This is a genomic window from Massilia orientalis, assembly GCF_030411975.2.
Taxonomy (GTDB): Bacteria; Pseudomonadota; Gammaproteobacteria; order Burkholderiales; family Burkholderiaceae_D; genus Telluria; species Telluria orientalis.
This window is the reverse complement of record NZ_JASNRB020000009.1, coordinates 122,439-140,237: the sequence shown is the minus strand read 5'-3', so window position 1 is coordinate 140,237 and position 17,799 is coordinate 122,439. Positions and strand designations below refer to the sequence as shown.

Annotated in this window: 24 protein-coding genes; 8 read left to right on the top strand and 16 right to left on the bottom strand. The window is 66.5% G+C overall.

Features of this window, described 5'->3' with window-relative positions; genetic code table 11:
- Nucleotides 1-132: 132 nt before the first annotated feature.
- Entirely contained in the window at nt 133-759 is a 627-nt protein-coding gene (locus QPK29_RS16210; RefSeq protein WP_371768074.1) for a glutathione S-transferase family protein, read from the bottom strand.
- A 166-nt stretch (nt 760-925) separates the two neighbouring features.
- Between QPK29_RS16210 and QPK29_RS16205 the strand changes: the two genes are divergently transcribed.
- Genes QPK29_RS16205 through QPK29_RS16190 form a run of 4 tightly spaced genes read left to right on the top strand, consistent with a single transcriptional unit; the run spans nt 926 to nt 3,230 of the window.
- Nucleotides 926-1,495 (top strand): RNA polymerase sigma factor, encoded by a 570-nt coding sequence (locus tag QPK29_RS16205; RefSeq protein ID WP_056136992.1) that lies wholly within the window; start codon nt 926-928, stop codon nt 1,493-1,495.
- Nucleotides 1,492-1,920 (top strand): DUF3619 family protein, encoded by a 429-nt coding sequence (locus QPK29_RS16200; protein WP_056136990.1) that lies wholly within the window; start codon nt 1,492-1,494, stop codon nt 1,918-1,920. The genes QPK29_RS16205 and QPK29_RS16200 overlap by 4 nt, the downstream gene beginning before the upstream one ends.
- 3 nt (nt 1,921-1,923) lie before the next feature.
- On the top strand, nt 1,924-2,691 hold the full coding sequence (locus QPK29_RS16195) for a DUF3106 domain-containing protein (protein ID WP_371768073.1): 768 nt from the start codon (nt 1,924-1,926) through the stop codon (nt 2,689-2,691).
- A gap of 29 nt (nt 2,692-2,720) precedes the next feature.
- A complete protein-coding gene (locus QPK29_RS16190) occupies nt 2,721-3,230 on the top strand; it encodes an RDD family protein (protein WP_082577661.1) in 510 nt (169 codons plus the stop codon).
- 1 nt (nt 3,231) lies between these two features.
- Here QPK29_RS16190 and QPK29_RS16185 read toward each other — a convergent pair whose 3' ends face one another.
- Both QPK29_RS16185 and QPK29_RS16180 read right to left on the bottom strand, forming a co-directional pair.
- A complete protein-coding gene (locus tag QPK29_RS16185; RefSeq protein WP_160410019.1) occupies nt 3,232-3,735 on the bottom strand; it encodes a thioredoxin family protein in 504 nt (167 codons plus the stop codon).
- A gap of 10 nt (nt 3,736-3,745) precedes the next feature.
- On the bottom strand, nt 3,746-4,438 hold the full coding sequence (locus tag QPK29_RS16180) for a cytochrome c biogenesis CcdA family protein (protein WP_160410018.1): 693 nt from the start codon (nt 4,436-4,438) through the stop codon (nt 3,746-3,748).
- 173 nt (nt 4,439-4,611) lie between these two features.
- On the opposite strand from QPK29_RS16180, the gene QPK29_RS16175 reads away from it, so the two are divergent.
- The 3 genes from QPK29_RS16175 (at nt 4,612) to QPK29_RS16165 (ending at nt 7,185) form a co-directional block, all read left to right on the top strand.
- A complete protein-coding gene (locus QPK29_RS16175) occupies nt 4,612-5,355 on the top strand; it encodes a response regulator (RefSeq protein ID WP_160410017.1) in 744 nt (247 codons plus the stop codon).
- On the top strand, nt 5,352-6,653 hold the full coding sequence (locus QPK29_RS16170; RefSeq protein WP_160410016.1) for an ATP-binding protein: 1,302 nt from the start codon (nt 5,352-5,354) through the stop codon (nt 6,651-6,653). Before QPK29_RS16175 ends, QPK29_RS16170 begins: the two co-directional genes overlap by 4 nt.
- A 61-nt stretch (nt 6,654-6,714) precedes the next feature.
- A complete protein-coding gene (locus QPK29_RS16165) occupies nt 6,715-7,185 on the top strand; it encodes a MarR family winged helix-turn-helix transcriptional regulator (RefSeq protein ID WP_082577689.1) in 471 nt (156 codons plus the stop codon).
- A gap of 3 nt (nt 7,186-7,188) precedes the next feature.
- Here the strand turns inward: QPK29_RS16165 and QPK29_RS16160 are convergent, their stop codons facing one another.
- Nucleotides 7,189-7,794: a TetR/AcrR family transcriptional regulator gene (locus QPK29_RS16160; RefSeq protein ID WP_160410015.1), complete on the bottom strand. Its 606-nt coding sequence runs from the start codon at nt 7,792-7,794 to the stop codon at nt 7,189-7,191.
- Nucleotides 7,795-7,877: 83 nt separating this feature from the next.
- On the opposite strand from QPK29_RS16160, the gene QPK29_RS16155 reads away from it, so the two are divergent.
- Entirely contained in the window at nt 7,878-8,615 is a 738-nt protein-coding gene (locus tag QPK29_RS16155; RefSeq protein WP_371768072.1) for a 3-oxoacyl-ACP reductase family protein, read from the top strand.
- On the opposite strand, the gene QPK29_RS16150 is transcribed toward QPK29_RS16155, so the two are convergent.
- From QPK29_RS16150 to iscR, 12 genes are all read right to left on the bottom strand, one after another.
- Nucleotides 8,572-9,189, bottom strand: coding sequence for a hypothetical protein (locus QPK29_RS16150; RefSeq protein ID WP_371768071.1), 618 nt, complete (start codon nt 9,187-9,189; stop codon nt 8,572-8,574). The genes QPK29_RS16155 and QPK29_RS16150 overlap by 44 nt on opposite strands.
- 165 nt (nt 9,190-9,354) lie before the next feature.
- Entirely contained in the window at nt 9,355-10,065 is a 711-nt protein-coding gene (locus tag QPK29_RS16145) for a S4 domain-containing protein (RefSeq protein ID WP_371768070.1), read from the bottom strand.
- Nucleotides 10,062-11,099, bottom strand: coding sequence for a low-specificity L-threonine aldolase (ltaE, locus tag QPK29_RS16140; protein ID WP_056136971.1), 1,038 nt, complete (start codon nt 11,097-11,099; stop codon nt 10,062-10,064). Before ltaE ends, QPK29_RS16145 begins: the two co-directional genes overlap by 4 nt.
- On the bottom strand, nt 11,096-11,971 hold the full coding sequence (locus QPK29_RS16135) for a class I SAM-dependent methyltransferase (RefSeq protein ID WP_371768069.1): 876 nt from the start codon (nt 11,969-11,971) through the stop codon (nt 11,096-11,098). The genes ltaE and QPK29_RS16135 overlap by 4 nt, the downstream gene beginning before the upstream one ends.
- Complete coding sequence (gene iscX, locus QPK29_RS16130) at nt 11,958-12,152, bottom strand: Fe-S cluster assembly protein IscX (protein WP_036230754.1); 195 nt, start codon at nt 12,150-12,152, stop codon at nt 11,958-11,960. The genes QPK29_RS16135 and iscX overlap by 14 nt, the downstream gene beginning before the upstream one ends.
- Before the next feature lie 16 nt (nt 12,153-12,168).
- A complete protein-coding gene (gene fdx / locus QPK29_RS16125; protein ID WP_056136967.1) occupies nt 12,169-12,507 on the bottom strand; it encodes an ISC system 2Fe-2S type ferredoxin in 339 nt (112 codons plus the stop codon).
- A gap of 209 nt (nt 12,508-12,716) precedes the next feature.
- Entirely contained in the window at nt 12,717-14,621 is a 1,905-nt protein-coding gene (gene hscA, locus QPK29_RS16120) for a Fe-S protein assembly chaperone HscA (protein ID WP_371768068.1), read from the bottom strand.
- A 95-nt stretch (nt 14,622-14,716) separates the two neighbouring features.
- Nucleotides 14,717-15,232 carry a Fe-S protein assembly co-chaperone HscB gene (hscB, locus tag QPK29_RS16115; protein ID WP_056136963.1) on the bottom strand — a complete coding sequence of 172 codons (516 nt, stop codon included), beginning with the start codon at nt 15,230-15,232 and terminating at the stop codon, nt 14,717-14,719.
- A gap of 16 nt (nt 15,233-15,248) precedes the next feature.
- Nucleotides 15,249-15,572 carry an iron-sulfur cluster assembly protein IscA gene (gene iscA / locus QPK29_RS16110; RefSeq protein WP_056136961.1) on the bottom strand — a complete coding sequence of 108 codons (324 nt, stop codon included), beginning with the start codon at nt 15,570-15,572 and terminating at the stop codon, nt 15,249-15,251.
- 27 nt (nt 15,573-15,599) lie between these two features.
- Entirely contained in the window at nt 15,600-15,992 is a 393-nt protein-coding gene (gene iscU / locus QPK29_RS16105; protein ID WP_025511909.1) for a Fe-S cluster assembly scaffold IscU, read from the bottom strand.
- A 31-nt stretch (nt 15,993-16,023) separates the two neighbouring features.
- Entirely contained in the window at nt 16,024-17,280 is a 1,257-nt protein-coding gene (locus QPK29_RS16100; protein WP_056136957.1) for an IscS subfamily cysteine desulfurase, read from the bottom strand.
- Nucleotides 17,280-17,777 (bottom strand): Fe-S cluster assembly transcriptional regulator IscR, encoded by a 498-nt coding sequence (iscR, locus tag QPK29_RS16095; RefSeq protein WP_056136955.1) that lies wholly within the window; start codon nt 17,775-17,777, stop codon nt 17,280-17,282. The genes QPK29_RS16100 and iscR overlap by 1 nt, the downstream gene beginning before the upstream one ends.
- Between the last annotated feature and the right edge of the window lie 22 nt (nt 17,778-17,799).

Below are 17,799 nucleotides of genomic sequence, written 5' to 3'. Positions count from 1 at the left end.
GCGCGTCATGCCCAGGTTGACGTTGTGTGACAAGCTGGCTTGACAATAAGCTTCGGGGGTGCAAAGCGTTCCATACCTTACTGCGTTGCACCATTCTGGTCAAGATAAATAATTATTTTTTCAAGCGCGCTTTCACACAATATTGTCCGGCAACCACGCGCGGGCGGCGGGTCGTACCTCAAGCCGCGCCATCCAGGCCGCGATGGCAGGATAGCCGGGACGCTCGTCCATCGGCGTCTTGCGCCAGCGGTGCGCGGACAGGCCGAGCACGATGTCGGCCAGCGAGAACGCCCCGCCCGCCACGTAGTCGCCTGCCGTTTCCAGGTGCCGCTCGAGCAGGCCCATCTGGCGATTCCAGCCGGCGATGCTCGCGGCGATCTGGACCGGATCCTGATGCGCCGGACTGTTGCGCAGCAGGCCCATGAACGCGTAGCGCCACGCATTGTTCAATTCCGTCGCCTGCCAGTCCATCCACTGCTCGACCTTCGCGCGGGCCAGCGCCTCGGCCGGCAGCAGGCGGCCATCGCCATGGCGCGTGGCCAGGTAGCGGCAGATCGTGTTCGACTCCCACAGCACGACGTCGCCATCGACCAGCACCGGCACCATCGCGTTCGGATTCAGCGCGAGGAATTCCGGTTCCTGCGTGGAGCGGAAGCCGCTGCCCCAGTCTTCACGTTCGAACGCGATGCCGAGTTCGCTGGCAGTCCACAAGACCTTGCGGACGTTGATCGAGCTTGCCTTGCCGAGGATGCGCATCACGTCTATCTCCTGAACAATGTTAATCCGACCATTCTAGAGTCAATAAGGGAAGACCGCACACGCGACCCTGCCGGTTTCGGGTGCGGTCATCCGTAAATTTTGCTAGCATTCGAAAGTTTTCCGAAAAGCCACAGGCAACGTACCGGTGGCGCCCACCACTTATCGCATGGCCACTGATAAAGAACTCAACGACTTCCTCGAGAGTGTCGAGCGGCGCGCCTTCAAGCAGGCGGCGTACGCGGTCCGCAAGGACGAGGCAGCGCTCGACATCGTTCAGGACGCCATGATCAAGCTCGCGGAGAAATACGGCGACAAGCCCCTGGCCGAATTGCCGATGCTTTTCCAGCGCATCCTGCAGAACACCATCCTCGATTACTTCCGCCGCGAAAAGGTCAGGAATACCTGGATCAGCCTCTTCGGAGGCCTCGGCCGCCGCGACGACGACGACGAGGATTTTGATATACTGGCATCTTACGAGGCCGAAGAAGGAACGTCCGCCGCGGAGTCGAGCGCGGATCAGGTCGAACGTGCGGAAACCCTGCGCCTGATCGAGGAAGAGATACAAAAGCTCCCGGCGCGTCAACGGGAAGCGTTCCTCATGCGTTACTGGCAGGACATGGATGTGGCCGAGACGGCCCAAGCGATGGGATGCTCCGAGGGCAGTGTAAAGACGCATTGCTCTCGCGCTACGCATTCCCTGCAAAAAGCCCTGGAGGCCAAGGGAATTAAATTATGAACACCGACGACATCAACCTGGCGTACAAGATCCGCCATGCCCTGAACGAGAACCTCGACAACCTGCCGGCCTCGACGACCGACCGCCTGGCCGCCGCGCGCGCGGCCGCGCTCGCACGAAAACGAGCACATGCTACCGCTGCGCCAGTACGCGCCAACCAGCAGCGTGCGTCGTTCGACCTGGGCGCGCTGTTCTCGATGCAGTGGGTGGCGCGTGCCGCCGTCGTCGCGCCGCTGCTGCTGATGGCGGCCGGCATGGTCGGCGTGTACCAGTACGAACGCGAGCAGCGTGCGGCCGAGCTGGCCGAGCTGGATGCGGCCGTGCTGTCCGACGACCTGCCCCTGACCGCCTACACCGACCACGGCTTCAACGCTTACCTGGCGCAACAGCAGCAAGCACAACAACAGCCGCAGCGAGCCCAGTAAAGGATGACGGCTAACAAGCTCAAGGTTGCCGGCGCCGCCGCCGCCGTCGTGCTCGTTGGCGCGGCCGCACTGACCCTCCACCAGCAAGGCGGCTTCCTTCCCGCATCCGGCCCGACCGCGCGCGATGCGGCCGACGCCACCACCGCCTCGACGCAGCCCGCCAAACCGGCCACCGGCAGCCACAAGGGCGGCGACAAGTCCCTGTGGCGCAGCCTGACGCCGGCCCAGCAGGTGGCCCTGCAGCCGCTGCAGGCCGAATGGGACCAGATGGATGGCGTGCGCAAGCAGAAATGGCTGCAGCTCGCGAACCGCTTCGCCACGCTGAAACCGGAAGAGCAGCAGCGCGTTCACGAACGCATGCGCGCATGGGCCAAGCTGACGCCCGAGCAGCGCGAACTGGCACGCGAAACCTATACGCGCACCCGCAAGATCGCCCCCGAGCAAAAGAACGCCACGTGGGAAAGCTACCTGCAACTGCCGGAAGACCAGAAGAAGAAACTGGCCGCCTCGGCCACGGCCCGCAAGACGCCCCGCGTCGTGCCGTCCCAGGCCAACGGCAAGGTCGTCGCACCGCTGGGCCAGGGCGCGACGTCGTGCCCGGCCGGCATGATCAAGAACACCGTCTCGGCCGCCCCGCCGTGCGTGACGCCGCCGCCGCCTCCGGCGCCGGTGCAGCCCGCACCGGCGCCGCCGCCCGCCAATCCCCAGCCCGCACCGGAGCCGGAAAAGCAGGTCCCGGCCAACTGGGGCATCACGCCGAACAACGCCTAGACAGGATCACCGTGCACGACACCCCGAGCATGACTCCGACCATAAAGCGCCGCCTGACCGCGATGGTCTACGAGACCTTCCTGTTGCTGGCGGTGGAGATGCTGGCGGTCGCGCTGTTCCTCATCGTCACGCGCAACAATCACGCGCCCGTGTTCCAGTACGCGATGAAAGTCTGGCTGTTCGTCGTCACCGGCGCGTATTTCACCTGGGGCTGGACCAACAGCGGCCACACCCTCGCGATGAAGACGTGGCGCATGCAGGTCGTCACGACCGGCGGCGCGCGCCTGCCGCTGCGCATGGCCATCGTGCGCTACCTGCTGGCCTGGGGCTGGTTCCTGCCCGCCCTCCTCGCCTGCACGGCACTGGGCCTGAAGGACAAGGCCCAGATCGGCACGGCCGTCGCAGTGGGCGTGCTGGCGTGGGGTCTCACGGCCTTGTTCGACCGCGACCGCCAGTTCCTGCACGACCGCCTGGCCGGCACGCGCCTGGTGCAGCTGCCGAAGCCGGTGAAGGCCGGTGCCCCCGCCGAAGCGGCGTAACTCACTGCTGCGCCAGCAGCTTGCGGATCGTCGCCTCGGTCTGCGCATAATCCCCTTCGCCGAAGTGCGTGTAAACGACTGCGCCCTTCTTGTCGACGAGGTAGAACGCCGGCCAGAACTGGTTGTTGTACGCGCTCCAGGTGGCATACCGGTTGTCCTGCGCGACCGGGAAGGTAATCCCGTTGCGCTGCACGGCCGTCTTGAGGTTGTTCAGGTTGCGCTCGAAGCCGTATTCCGGCGTGTGCACGCCGACGACGACCAGCCCCTGGTCCTTGTACTTCTGGTGCCAGCCTTTCACATACGGCAGCACATGCTGGCAGTTGATGCAGTCGTAGGTCCAGAAGTCCACGAGCACCACCTTCCCGCGCAGCTGCTGCATGCTCAAAGGCGCGCTGTTGATCCAGTTGTCGATGCCCGCGAATTCCGGTGCGGGTGCGGCGCTTGCACTCATGCTTGCGCCGGCGGCGATGAAGGCGGCGGCATGGATGAGGGAACGGATTTTCATGGTGAGCTCCTTACAGGGTTGGGAAGATGGACGGGATATGCGCGGCGATCTGCGTGTCGACCTGGAACCAGATCGCGGCCGCGCTGGCCAGCACGAGGACGCCGAACGCGCGCTGCAGGGCCACCGCATGACGGGCCACGCCGCGCACCCGCTGGACGATGGCCTGGCCGCCGTGGATCAGCGCCAGCATCGGCAGCGCGGCACCGAGCGCATACAGGCCGACGAGCTGCACGGCTCTACCGGGATCGTGCGCCCGCACGACGAGGGCGAGGATCGAGGCGAGGACGGGCCCCGCGCACGGCGTCCACACGGCGCCCAATGACAGGCCCAGCACGAACGCGCCGCTCTGCTGCGGCACCGCATCGGTGCCGCGCAGCTTCGCCCACAGCGGGCGGACGGTGTCGACGAGGAGGTCCCACGGCCGCGACCAGATCCGCAACAGGCCCGATACGCCCAGCAGCAGGATCGCGATATTCCGCAGCGTCTCCTGCGCCAGCTGCGCCGCGCTCGACACGGCGCCCAGCGCCAGCGCGAACGCGGAAAACGACAGCACGAAGCCGGCCACGATCAAGAGCGGACGGCGGCGGCTCGACTGTTCCACGGTCGCGCCGAGTAAAAACGGCAGCACGGGCAGCACGCACGGCGACGCCACCGTGGCCAGGCCGGCCAGCAGGGCCAGCGGGGATTCGATCGGGTTGGTCATGAGAGCCTCCTTGTTGTGTGAGACGCCATTGGACGCCCGCGGTGTGTACGCGATGTGTCCGCAACCTCCCATTTTTGTCAGGCCATGTGTCCTGTCCAGCCCCCGACACATTCGGACATAATGACGCCGCGACGTCGCGCTACAGTAGCCCTGCAACCAACGAAGGAGAATCCATGAACGAGTCCGATCACGTCCTGGTCGTCGACGATGACCGCGGCATCCGCGAACTGGTCGGCGCCTATCTGGAAAAGCAGGGCCTGCGCGTCACCCTGGCTGCCAACGGCCGCGAGATGAGAAACGCGCTGATGCACGCGACGCCCGACCTGGTCCTGCTCGACATCATGATGCCCGGCGAGGACGGCCTCACCTTGTGCCGCGAACTGCGCGCGGGGAAGCACCGCGCGATCCCGATCGTGATGCTGACGGCGCGCGACGACGAGACGGACCGCGTCGTCGGCCTGGAACTCGGCGCCGACGACTACGTGCCGAAGCCGTTCGCCGTGCGCGAACTGCTGGCCCGCATTCGCGCCGTCCTGCGCCGCACGCGCATGCTGCCGCCGAATTTGCAGGTGACGGAGGCGGCGAAACTGATCGCGTTCGGCGACTGGCGCCTCGACACGGTCGGCCGCCACCTGCTCGACGAAAACGGCGTCGAGGTCGCGATGAGCGGCGCCGAGTATCGCCTGCTGCGCGTGTTCCTCGACCACCCGCAGCGCGTGCTGTCGCGCGACCAGCTGATGGGCCTCACGCACGGCAACGACGCGGAATTCTTCGACCGCTCGATCGACCTGCTCGTGAGCCGCCTGCGCCAGCGCCTGGGCGACGGCGCGCGCGAACCCCGCTACATCAAGACCCTGCGCAACGAGGGCTATGTGTTCTCGGCCGAGGTGACGATCCTGGAAGGCCGGACGACATGAACAGCAACTGGTGGCCGCGCAGCCTGTATGCGCGCCTCGCATTGATCTTGTTCGCGGGCCTCGCAGCGGCGCAGGGCCTGTCCGTCGCGCTCACGTTCACGGAACGCGACCAGGCGACGACGAACCTGATGATGGGATATGTGGAACGCGAGGTCGCGAGCTCGGTCGCCCTGCTCGACCTGCTGCCGGCGGCCGAGCGTCCGGCCTGGCTGCCACGGCTCGCGCGGCGCAGCTACCGCTTCATCCTCGGGCCGGGCGAGACGGTGGGCGCGATGCCGGACGAGAAGCTGTCGGCGCAGATCGCGCACTCGATCGAACAAGGCATCGGCCGCAGCTATCCGCTGTCCGTGAACGGCCTCGGCAACGAGGGCCGCATGCAGGTCCACCTGCGCCTGACGGACGGCTCTCCCTTGACCATCGATGTGCAGCCGATGCGCGGCGTGCCGCTGTCGCCATGGCTGCCGTACATGCTCGCGGCGCAGCTGGCGATCCTCGCCGCGTGCTGCTGGTTCGCGGTGCGCCAGGCCGTGCGTCCGCTGCGCGTGCTGGCCGAGGCAGCCGATGCGCTCGGGCCGGACCTGCGCCCCGTCGAGCTGCCGGAACGCGGCCCGTCCGAAGTGCTGCGCTCGGCGCGCGCGTTCAACGCCATGCAGAAGCGCATCGCCGCGTACGTCGACGAGCGCGTGCGCATCCTGGCCGCCATCTCGCACGACCTGCAAACGCCTATCACCCGCATGCGCCTGCGCGTGGACATGATGGACGACGAAGCCCAGCAGCCGCGCCTGCGCGCCGACCTGGAAGAGCTGCAAGGCCTGGTCAAGGACGGCATCGGCTACGCGCGCGCGATGCACGGCGAACGCGAGCCGGCGCGCGCCATCGACCTCGACGCCCAGCTCGACAGCCTCGTGCTGGACTACCGCGACGCGGGCAGCGCCGTGAACCTCGACGGCCGCATCGGCGCACCGGTGCACACGCGCCCGAAAGCGCTGCGGCGGATCGTCGGCAACCTCGTCGACAATGCGTTGCGCTACGGTGGCGGGGCCGACATCGTCGCCGGGCGCGACCGCCAGGGCGCAGTGCTCATCCGCGTGCTGGACAACGGTCCCGGCATCCCCGCCGGGCAGCTGGAAGCCGTGTTCGAACCGTTCTTCCGGCTGGAGGCATCGCGCAACCGCGACACGGGCGGCACGGGGCTCGGGCTGGCCATCGCGCGCCAGCTGGCGGGGAGTCTCGGCGGGACGCTCACCTTGCACAACCGGCCGGAGGGCGGGCTGGAGGCGCGGCTGACCCTGCCGTGACCTGCACGATTCCGGAATTTCAAGTACGATAATCGTTATCGCGATAATTTTATGGATGATCATGCCTGCCGATAACGACACCCGCGCCAAAGCCGCCCGCATGGCGGACTTCATGTGCTTTGCCATCTACTCGACCAATCTGGCGTATTCGCGCGTGTACAAGCCCGTGCTGGACGCGCTGGGCCTCACCTATCCGCAATACCTGGCGATCATCGCGCTGTGGGAGCAGGACCAGCTGACCGTCAAGGCCTTGAGCGAAAAGCTGTTCCTCGAACCGAGCACGGTGACGCCGATGCTCAAGCGGCTGGAAGCGATGGGCTATGTGCGCCGCGAGCGCGACAAGGAAGACGAGCGCAACGTCCGCATCTCGCTCACGGACGCGGGCCGCGCGCTGCGCGAGAAGGGACTGGGATTCGGCAAGCAGACGGTCGCCGCGTCCGGCCTGGGCCCGGAAGAATTCCCGCAGCTGCAGAAGGCCATCGTGCAATTGCGCGACAACCTGATCGACGCGGCCGCCAGGACGGAAGGCTGACGCTCAGACTTCCGCGACGGGCGCCGCGCGCGCCTTCAATGCGGCCATGACGAAGTCCACCGTCGCGCCGAGTTGCGCGGCGCCGGCGCCCGCCTTCGCGCTGATGCGCATGCCGCGGATGGCCGTGTGGACGAAATGCGCCGCGGACGCCGGATCGAGGCCGGGCGCCAGTTCGCCCGCCCGGCGCGCACGCACGAGGACCTCCGCGAAGATGTCTTCCGTGACCCGTTGCGAGCGCTCGACGAGCGCCTGCACGCCGGCGTCGGCCTGCCCGAATTCCGCGATGGCGTTGACGCTGAGGCAGCCGCGCGCGCGCAGGGCCGCGTCCGCACCGGCGATCTCGCGCAGGAACGCTTCCAATGCACCCAGTGGCGACTGTCCGGCCCCAAGACGGTGCTGCAGCGCCGCGCCGCCCGTGTCCGTGTAGTGCGTGAGCGCGGCGAGATAGAGCTGCTTCTTGTCGCCGAACGTGTCGTACATGCTCTGGCGGCCGATGCCCATCGCGCGCACCAGGTCGTCCGTGGACGTCGCCTCGTACCCCTGCTCCCAGAACACCCGCACCGCCGCATCGAGCGCCGCGGCCGGGTCGAATACCTTCGTTCTTGCCATCGTTTTTTATCTTGACTAGTCAGTCCAGAATGAAAGTATAATCGATTCTCAATTTTGGACCAATCAGTCAAAAAAGGCTCACCATGACTTCCCTCACCGGCAAGATCGCATTCGTCACCGGCGGTTCGCGCGGCATCGGCGCCGCCATCGTCCGCCGCCTCGCGGCAGACGGCGCCACCGTCGCGTTCACCTACGTCAGCGCGCACGACCGCGCATTGCAGCTGGCCGCCAGCATCGACTCAGCGGGCGGCCGCGCCCTGCCCCTGCGCGCGGACAGCGCCGACGCGCAGGCGCTGCAGCGGGCCATTGCGGGCGTGGCGACGCAGTTCGGCCGCATCGACATCCTCGTCAACAGCGCGGGCATCCTCGTCCACAAGGACCTCGCCGAGACGACGCTGGAAGATTACGACCGCATCGCGGCCGTCAACGTGCGCGCCCTGTTCGTCGCCACGCAGGCGGCCGCGCCGCACATGGGAGAAGGCGGGCGTGTCGTCAACATCGGCAGCATGGTGGCGGACCGCGCGGGCAGCCCGGGCGTGGCGTTGTACGCGATGAGCAAGGCGGCCGTGGCCGGCCTCACGCGCGGGCTCGCGCGCGACCTCGGGCCGCGCGGCATCACGGTGAACAATGTGCAGCCGGGGCCGACGGAGACGGAGATCGTCGCGGACGAATCCGTGCGCGCTTACCTGCGCGCGCAGATCCCGCTGGGGCGGATGGGGCAGGATGCCGAGATCGCGGGGCTGGTGGCTTACCTCGTAGGGAGCGAGGCGGGGTATGTCAACGGGGCGTCGTTGACGATCGACGGCGGATACGTGGCCTGACCGGCTTGCATGCCGTAGCCGCTGGCCTTGAGGATCGCGCCGGGATCGCGGCGCGCTTGTCGGACGCGCGCGCCACGTACGCTTCGGCGATGCGCATGCCGATCCAGTAGCCGGCCGCGCAAGGCCAGCCCTCGGGCGCGGAACCGCAGTTCGCGAACCAGCGCCGGAAGCGAGGGCTTGCGACCAGCCGGTTGATATCGCCGCCGCCTCGGATGGCTTCGCGGTCGCGCTGAAATGCCTGCCACAGCGAGGCTTCCTGCGGCCGCGCCCAGGCGTCGCGCTCCGGACGCGGGATCGCACCCGTGACCAGTGTCGCAAGATAATCGGCGACGCCCTCCGTCAAGCCCTGGCCCAGCAGGAAATCAGCCGGTTTCGCCGGGGTATCGCCGTCCTGCCAGGTGTGGACCGTTTCGTGCGCAAAGAAGCCGCGCATCGTGGTGCGGAACTGCTCGGGCGTGGTTCCGGGCGGACAGGTCACCTCGAGGCCGATCACCGGCCTGTCGCCGCTGGCCGTGCCGCCCGACATGCGGGCGCCGAAGACGACGTCGATGGCGGGCAGCGGGCGTTCCGGCACCAGGCCCGCGAACGCGAGATAGATCGCGCGCAGGTCGCTGCGCAGGGCCGGCAGCTGCGGCAGGCATTCGCGGATCGCGTAGCGGTAGCTGTCGGGATGCGCGGCGACCGTCTTTGCCAGGCGCTGCGCGACGCAGTGTACAGGCGGGGTTGCCTTTCCGGCAAATCAGAACCGTTCGGCCTCGTGCAGATACCGCCAGCGCCCAACCGGCAGCTGGCCCAGCGCCACGCGTCCGATGCGCAGCCGACGCAGCGACTTGACGGTCAAGCCGACCTCGGCGCACATCGCTTCGACCTGCCCGGGACGGACGTCCTTGCCGGCCAGGCGCAGCCGCGCCTCGCTTTGCCAGCTTGCCTTGAGCGGCACGGTCGCCCTGCCCTTCACACGCATGCTGGCGTTCAACCGCGCGAGACCATCCTCCAGAATCGCGCCCGTCACCTCGGCCACGTATTCCTGTTCGACGCGCGCGCCGTCCTCGACCAGCTTGCGCGTCACGCGCCAGTCCTGGCTCAGCACGAGCAGGCCGCTCGCTTCCGGTTCCAGCGGCGTGACGACGGTCAGGCGCGCCAGGTGCCGGCGCAGGAAACGGGCATTGGGCGATGCGGCCAGCGTCTCGGGTACGATCAGCGCGAGCGCCCCGGCCGCATCGATGCCGGCCGGCTTGTGCAGCAGGATCGTCACCGGCGCCGGCTCGACGGGTTCGGCGCCCGGCAGCAGCGCCACCGTCTGCGCAGCGGTCACGCGCGTCGCGGGGTCTTCGACGACGACGTCATCGACCGTCACCCAGCCGCCCGCGATATAGCGCTCGGCCTCGCCGCGCGAGCACGGCACCGTTTCGGCCACGCGCTTGGCGAGGCGGATTCCTTCGTCACTCATTGTGCTTTCCAGTCGCGGAAGAACGCCTCGAACGCGGCGATGGTCGTCTTCACATCCGCGGCCGTCACGTCCAGGTGCGTCACGAGGCGCGTGTGAGGGCCGATCGAGGCGCGGATGCCCTGGCGGCTCAACGCCTCGCGCAGAGGCGCGCACGCGGCGTCCGGGATCTCGACATAGAAAATGTTCGTCTGCGGCGTCGTCACCTTCAGCGGCTCGATGCGCGCGAGGCCGGCGGACAGGTCGGCCGCATTTTGATGGTCCTCGGCGAGGCGCTCGACGTTATGCTCCAGCGCGTAATGCGCCGCGGCCGCGATGACGCCGGCCTGGCGCATGCCGCCGCCCAGCATCTTGCGCCAGCGCTTGCCCTGCTCGATGAACGCTTTGGGGCCCAGCAGCACGGAACCGACCGGCGCGCCGAGGCCCTTCGACAGGCACACGGACACGGTGTCGAAACCGGCCACCGCCTCCCGCAGCGAGATGCCCTGCTTGACGGCCGCGTTGCAGACACGGGCGCCGTCCAGGTGCGTGACCAGGCCCTTCGCATGCGCGAAATCCGTCGCCGCCTTCAGGTAGTCGCGCGGCAGCACGCGGCCGCCGATCGTGTTTTCCAGCGCCAGCACGCGGGTGCGCGCGAAGTGCATGTCGTCCGGCTTGATGTACGCGGCGATGTCGGAGACCGCGATCGAACCGTCCGGCTGATTGGCGATCGGCTGCGGCTGGATCGAGCCCAGCACGGCGGCGCCGCCGCCTTCGTACTTGTAAGTGTGCGCTTCCTGGCCGACGAGGTATTCGTCGCCGCGGCCGCAATGCGTCATCAGCGCGATGAGGTTCGTCTGCGTGCCGCTCGGCGCGAACAGGGCCGCTTCGAAGCCGAACAGTTCGGCCGCGAAGTCCTGCAGGCGGTTGACGGTGGGGTCGTCGGCGTAGACGTCGTCGCCGACGGCTGCAGCGGCCATCGCGGCGCGCATCGCGGCGGACGGTTGGGTGACGGTGTCGCTGCGCAGGTCGATCCAGCGGTCGTGGTGGTCGCTCATGTCGTTGGCTCGCTTGTCGTTGGCTCAGTATAGAAACGCGAAGAGAGTTCCCCGAGGCCGACTTCCGCCAGCACCTGCTGCAGGCGCTCCGCCGGCCGGCGGCGCGGCAGGTTCTTGTACGTGGCGACGATCAGCTCGTTCTTCATCGAGTGCTCCCAGCCCACCAGTTCCGTCACGGTGACCTGGTAGCCGTGCGCCTCCAGCTGCAGGCAGCGCAGCACGTTCGTGATCTGGCTGCCGAATTCGCGCGTGTGGATCGGGTGGCGCCAGATTTCCGTCAGCGCGCTGCGGCCCAGGTCCTTGCCTTTATTCTTGCGCAGCACGGACGCGACTTCGGCCTGGCAGCACGGCACCAGCACGATATGCTTCGCGTGCTTCTTCAGCGCGAAATCGATGGCATCGTCCGTCGCCGTGTTGCAGGCGTGGAGCGCCGTCACCACGTCGATCGTGGCCGGCAGCTTGTCGGACTCGGTGGACTCCGCGACGGACAGGTTCAGGAACGACATGCCCGGAAAGCCCAGGCGTGCGGCCAGTTCCGTCGACTTCTGCACGAGCTCCTCGCGCGTCTCGATGCCGTAGATATGGCCGCCGCTTTCTCGTCCCTTGAAGAACAGGTCGTACAGGATGAAGCCGAGGTAGGACTTGCCGGCGCCGTGGTCGACCACGGTCGCACTTTCCCCGACATCCTTCAGCAAGGGCTCGATGAACTGGACGAGGTGGTAGACCTGCTTCAGTTTGCGGCGGCTGTCCTGGTTCAGTTTGCCGTCGCGCGTGAGGATGTGCAGTTCCTTCAGCAGTTCGATCGACTGGCCCGGCTTGATTTCCGGGGCCAGTTGATAAATTGTCGGGGCTTCTTTTTTAGCGGGCTTCATCGATCCATGCTGCCTGGATGGCTTCCAATACGCGTTCGCCGCCGCGCGTGCGGTCGTCGTCGAAGCCGTCCAGCGCGACGACCCAGTTATGCAGGTCGACGAAGCGCACGGTGGCCGGATCGACGTCCGGGTGCTGTTCGTACAAGGCCTCGGCGATGGCCGTGACATCGGTCCACTTCATGTGTCCCCCGTCGTGATCAGTGGTTCTCGGCTGCGTGGTTGATCGTGTACTTCGGGATCTCGACGACGAGGTCTTCGTCGGCGATGATGGCCTGGCAGGACAGGCGCGAGTTCGGCTCGAGGCCCCAGGCCTTGTCGAGCATGTCCTCTTCCTTTTCCTCCTGCTCGTTCAGCGAATCGAAGCCTTCGCGCACGACCACGTGGCACGTCGTGCATGCGCACACGCGGTCGCAGGCATGTTCGATCTCGATGTCGTTCTCGAGCAGCGTGTCGCAGATCGACTTGCCGCTCTGGCCTTCGAGCACGGCGCCTTCGGGGCAGAAGACGGGATGGGGGAGGATGACGATTTGTGGCACTTCTTGACCTCTTGTGTTTGTTTGTTCCCGGGTTGCCGACCTTGGCCCGCGTCCCCAAAACCGTCGTCCCCGCGCAGGCGGGGACCCAAGTTGAGTTACCGAAGTCGGTACACCCGCGATACCGCACACGTTGCGATTCCTGATGCTCAGCTTGGGTTCCCGTCAAGGCGGACGGCCAGTCCGGGAACGACGTTGTTTACCGTTCGAGTTTAAACCTGATCGAGCGCTTTACCTGCCAGCACCTTGCGCACGCTCTTGTCCATGCGCCGCGCGGCGAATTCCTCGGTGCCGCGCGCCAGCGCCTGCACGGCGTCGTGCAGCACGTTCTGGCGCGAGTCCGCGTCGATGGACGTATCGTTCGAGCGCGCCGTCGCGTCGCGCACGCACTGCATCAGTCGCGCGATCGCGCCCTGCTCTTCTTCGTCGAGCAGCTCGGTGTCGGCATCCAGCGCGGACTGCGTCGCCAGCAGGATGCGCTCGGCCTCGACCTGTTCTTCGCGCAGCGCGCGCGCGACCATGTCCACTTGCGCCGAGTTGTACGAGTCCTGCAGCATGCGCGCGACTTCGTCGTCGCCGAGGCCGTACGACGGCTTCACGGTGATCGACGCTTCCACGCCGGAGCGCGTCTCGCGCGCCGACACGGACAGCAGCCCGTCCGCGTCGACCTGGTACGTGACGCGGATGCGCGCCGCGCCGGCCGCCATCGGCGGAATGCCGCGCAGCTCGAAGCGCGCCAGCGAACGGCAGTCGGACACGAGCTCGCGCTCGCCCTGCACCACGTGCACGGCCAGCGCCGTCTGGCCATCCTTGAAGGTCGTGAATTCCTGCGCGCGGGCGCACGGGATCGTCGAGTTGCGCGGGATGATCTTCTCGACCAGGCCGCCCATCGTCTCGATGCCGAGCGACAGCGGGATCACGTCCAGCAGCAGCCAGTCGTCGCCGGCCGCGCGGTTGCCCGCGAGGAGGTTCGCCTGGATGGCGGCGCCCAGCGCGACGACCTTGTCCGGGTCGATGTTCGCGTGCGGGATCGTCTTGAAGAAATCGCCGACGGCGCGGCGGATGTGCGGCATGCGCGTGGCGCCGCCGACGAGCACGACGCCATCGACGTCTTCCACGGACACGTTCGCGTCGCGCATCGCCTTGCGCACGGCGTTCATCGTCTTCGCGACGAGCGGCTGCGTGATCTCGGCGAAGGTCTTCGCGGTGATCGTCACCTGCACGACTTCGCCCGATTTCAGGATCGCCTCGACGGTCGTCTCTTCGTTCGTCGACAGCAGTTCCTTGGCCTGGCGCGCCTTGACCATCAGCGTGGCGGTGTCGACGTCGGACAGCGGCGCGAGGCCGGCCTGCTGGGTGATGTAGCAGAACAGGCGCTGGTCGAAGTCGTCGCCGCCGAGCGCGGAATCGCCGCCCGTGGACAGCACTTCGAACACGCCTTTCGACAGCTTGAGGATCGAGATGTCGAACGTGCCGCCGCCCAGATCGTACACGGCGAACACGCCTTCCTTGCCGTGGTCGAGACCATACGCGATGGCGGCGGCCGTCGGCTCGGACAGCAGGCGCAGCACGTTCAGGCCGGCCAGCTGGGCCGCGTCCTTCGTCGCCTGGCGCTGCGCGTCGTCGAAGTATGCCGGTACCGTGATCACCGCGCCGACCAGTTCGTCGCCGAGCGCGTCTTCCGCGGTCTGGCGCAACGTGGCCAGGATCTGCGCGGAGACCTCCACCGGCGACTTCACGCCGGCCACGGTCTTCAGCTGGACCATCCCGTGACCGCCTTCGCGGCCACCATCGACAAAGTCATACGGCAGGTTCTCGACGTGCGCGATGTCCTTCAGGCCGCGGCCCATGAAGCGCTTGACGGAGACGACGGTGTTCTTCGGATCGGTGGTGCGGGCCGCCATGGCCTTGTAGCCGATATTGGCGTGGCCGTTCGGGAGGTAGCGCACGATCGATGGCAGCAGCGAGCGGCCGTCCTCGTCGGTCAGCACTTCCGGGATCGAATGGCGCACGGTCGCGACGAGGGAATTGGTGGTGCCCAGGTCGATGCCCACCGCCAGCCGGTGCTGGTGCGGCGCGGTCGACATGCCGGGTTCGGAGATCTGCAATAGTGCCATGGTCGTGTTACCTGGTTTTATTATTGGATACGTTCGCGGCGCGTTGCGTAACGTTCGCGCATGTTGGCGTTACGCGTGGGCCCGGAGAGCCCACCCTACGACTCTAATGCCTCGAACGCGTAATGCAATTCGTCGCCGAATTTATCGAGGAACATCAGCGCCCGCACGCCCTGCGCCGCCTGCTGGTAGTCCCCGGCGTCGAGCAGCTTGCCGACCTGCGCCAGGCGCTGCTTGCGCTCGCCGCGGATGCGCGCATCGAGCTCGTCGAGCGCGCCGGCATCCTTCGCGTCGCGCGCGTCGGACAGCGCTTCGCGCAGCTCCATCTGCTCCATCAGGAAGTCCATCGGCATTGCGGTGTTCGACTCGGTCTGCAGGTCGACGCCATTCAGCTCGCACAGGTAGCGCGCGCGCAGCATCGGGTTGCGCAGGGTCTGGTAGGCCTCGTTGGCACGCGTGGCCCATTGCATCGCGACGCGTTTTTCCGCGTCGCTCGCGTTCACGAAGCGGTCCGGATGGACGCGGCCCTGGACTTCGCGGTAGGCCGCGTCCAGCGCGTCCATGTCGACGTCGAACCTGGCCGGCAGCTGGAACAGCTCGAAATGGTTTTGCACGTTCCGGCGCTCCCGGTCAGACGCGGAAGCTTTCGCCGCAACCGCAATTGTCCTTGACGTTCGGGTTGTTGAAGCGGAAGCCTTCGTTCAGGCCTTCGCGGGCGAAATCGAGCTCGGTGCCGTCGATGTACGCCAGGCTCTTCGGATCGACGAAGACCTTCACGCCATGCGATTCGAAGACCGTATCTTCGGCACTGGCTTCGTCGACGTATTCCAGCTTGTAGGCCAGGCCGGAGCAGCCGGTCGTGCGCACGCCGAAACGCAGGCCCACGCCCTTGCCCCGGCGTTCGAGGTAACGGTTGATGTGCTTTGCGGCTTTTTCGGTCAGGGTCACAGCCATTTCACTCTCCAGCTTGGGGTTACGACGTTACGCTTTTTCGGTCGCGTGCTTGGTCTTGTAGTCGGCGACGGCCGCCTTGATGGCGTCTTCGGCCAGGATCGAGCAGTGGATCTTCACCGGCGGCAGCGCCAGTTCTTCGGCGATCTGCGTGTTCTTGATGGACAGGGCTTCGTCCAGCGACTTGCCCTTGACCCATTCGGTCACGAGCGAGCTCGATGCGATCGCCGAACCGCAGCCGTACGTCTTGAATTTCGCGTCTTCGATCACGCCGGCTTCGTTCACCTTGATCTGCAGCTTCATCACGTCGCCGCAGGCCGGTGCGCCGACCATGCCGGTGCCGACGTCGTCGGAATTCTTGTCGAACGAGCCGACGTTGCGCGGGTTTTCGTAGTGGTCCAGGACCTTGTCGGAATATGCCATGGTAGTGCTCCTTGGTGTTCTGTTCGGTGAATTAGTGGGCTGCCCACTGGATCGAGTTCAGGTCAATGCCATCCTTGTGCATTTCCCACAGCGGCGACAGTTCGCGCAGCTTGCCGACTTTTTCCTTCAGCAGCTTGATGGCGAAGTCGATGTCTTCCTCGGTCGTGAAACGGCCGATGGTGAAGCGGATCGAGCTGTGCGCCAGCTCGTCGCTGCGGCCCAGGGCGCGCAGCACGTACGACGGTTCCAGCGACGCCGAGGTGCAGGCCGAACCCGACGACACGGCGATGTCCTTGACGGCCATGATCAGCGATTCGCCTTCGACGAAGTTGAACGACACGTTCAGGTTGTGCGGGACGCGGTGTTCCATGTCGCCGTTGATGTAGACCTCTTCGATCTCCAGCAGGCCCTTGGCCAGGCGGTCGCGCAGCGCCTTGATGCGCGCGAGTTCGGTGTCCATCTCTTCCTGCGCGATGCGGAACGCTTCGCCCATGCCGACGATCTGGTGCGGAGCCAGCGTGCCCGAACGCAGGCCGCGCTCGTGGCCGCCACCGTGCATCTGCGCTTCCAGGCGCACGCGCGGCTTGCGGCGCACGTACAGGGCGCCGATGCCTTTCGGACCGTAGGTCTTGTGCGCGCTGAAGCTCATCAGGTCGACCTTCAGCTCTTCCAGGTTGATCTCGACCTTGCCGGTGGCCTGCGCCGCGTCGCTGTGGAAGATGATGCCCTTCTTGCGGCACAGTTCGCCGATTTCCTTGATCGGCTGGACCACGCCGATCTCGTTATTCACGAGCATCACGGAGACGAGGATCGTGTCCGGACGCATCGCCGCTTCCAGCTGCTCCAGCGTGATCAGGCCATTGTCCTGCGGTTCCAGGTAGGTTGCCTCGAAGCCCTGGCGTTCCAGTTCGCGGACGGTGTCCAGCACGGCCTTGTGCTCGGTCTTCACCGTGATGATGTGCTTGCCCTTGGACTTGTAGAACTGCGCCGCGCCCTTGATCGCGAGGTTGTTCGATTCGGTCGCGCCCGAGGTCCAGATGATCTCGCGCGGATCGGCGCCGACGAGCGCTGCGACTTGCGCGCGCGCCTCTTCGACGGCCGCCTCGGCGCTCCAGCCGTAAGCGTGGCTGCGCGACGCCGGATTGCCGAACTGCTCGCGCAGGTACGGAATCATCTTGTCCGCCACGCGCGGATCGATCGGCGTCGTGGCCGAATAATCCATGTAGATCGGGAAATGCGGCGCAGTCACGAAGCTCTGCTCGATTTTTTTGTCCAAGGGCGCGTTCATCAGTTCACTCCAATATGCTTAGCTTCAGTATTGTCCGACGGCGCGTGGCGATGCATCACCACGACGTTCTGTTCTTTCTGCTTCTGCTGGTCGACGAGATCCTGCAAGGTCACCGAGTCGAGGAAATCGACCATCTTCGCGTTCAGCGTGGCCCACAGTTCGTGGGTCATGCAGCGGGTGCCGCTGGCGGCATCGGCGCCGTGACAGTTTTCCTTGCCGCCGCACTGGGTCGCATCGATCGGCTCGTCGACGGCGATGATGATGTCCGCGACGGTCACCTTGTCGGCGCTGCGCGCGAGGCTGTAGCCGCCGCCCGGGCCGCGCACCGACTCGACGATCTCGTGCCGGCGCAGCTTGCCGAACAATTGCTCCAGGTACGACAGCGAAATGGCCTGGCGCTGGCTGATGCCCGACAGCGTGACCGGACCATTGCCCTGGCGCAGGGCGAGGTCGATCATCGCGGTAACAGCAAAACGGCCTTTGGTGGTCAGACGCATCAGAACCCCGGTTGGTTTTCCA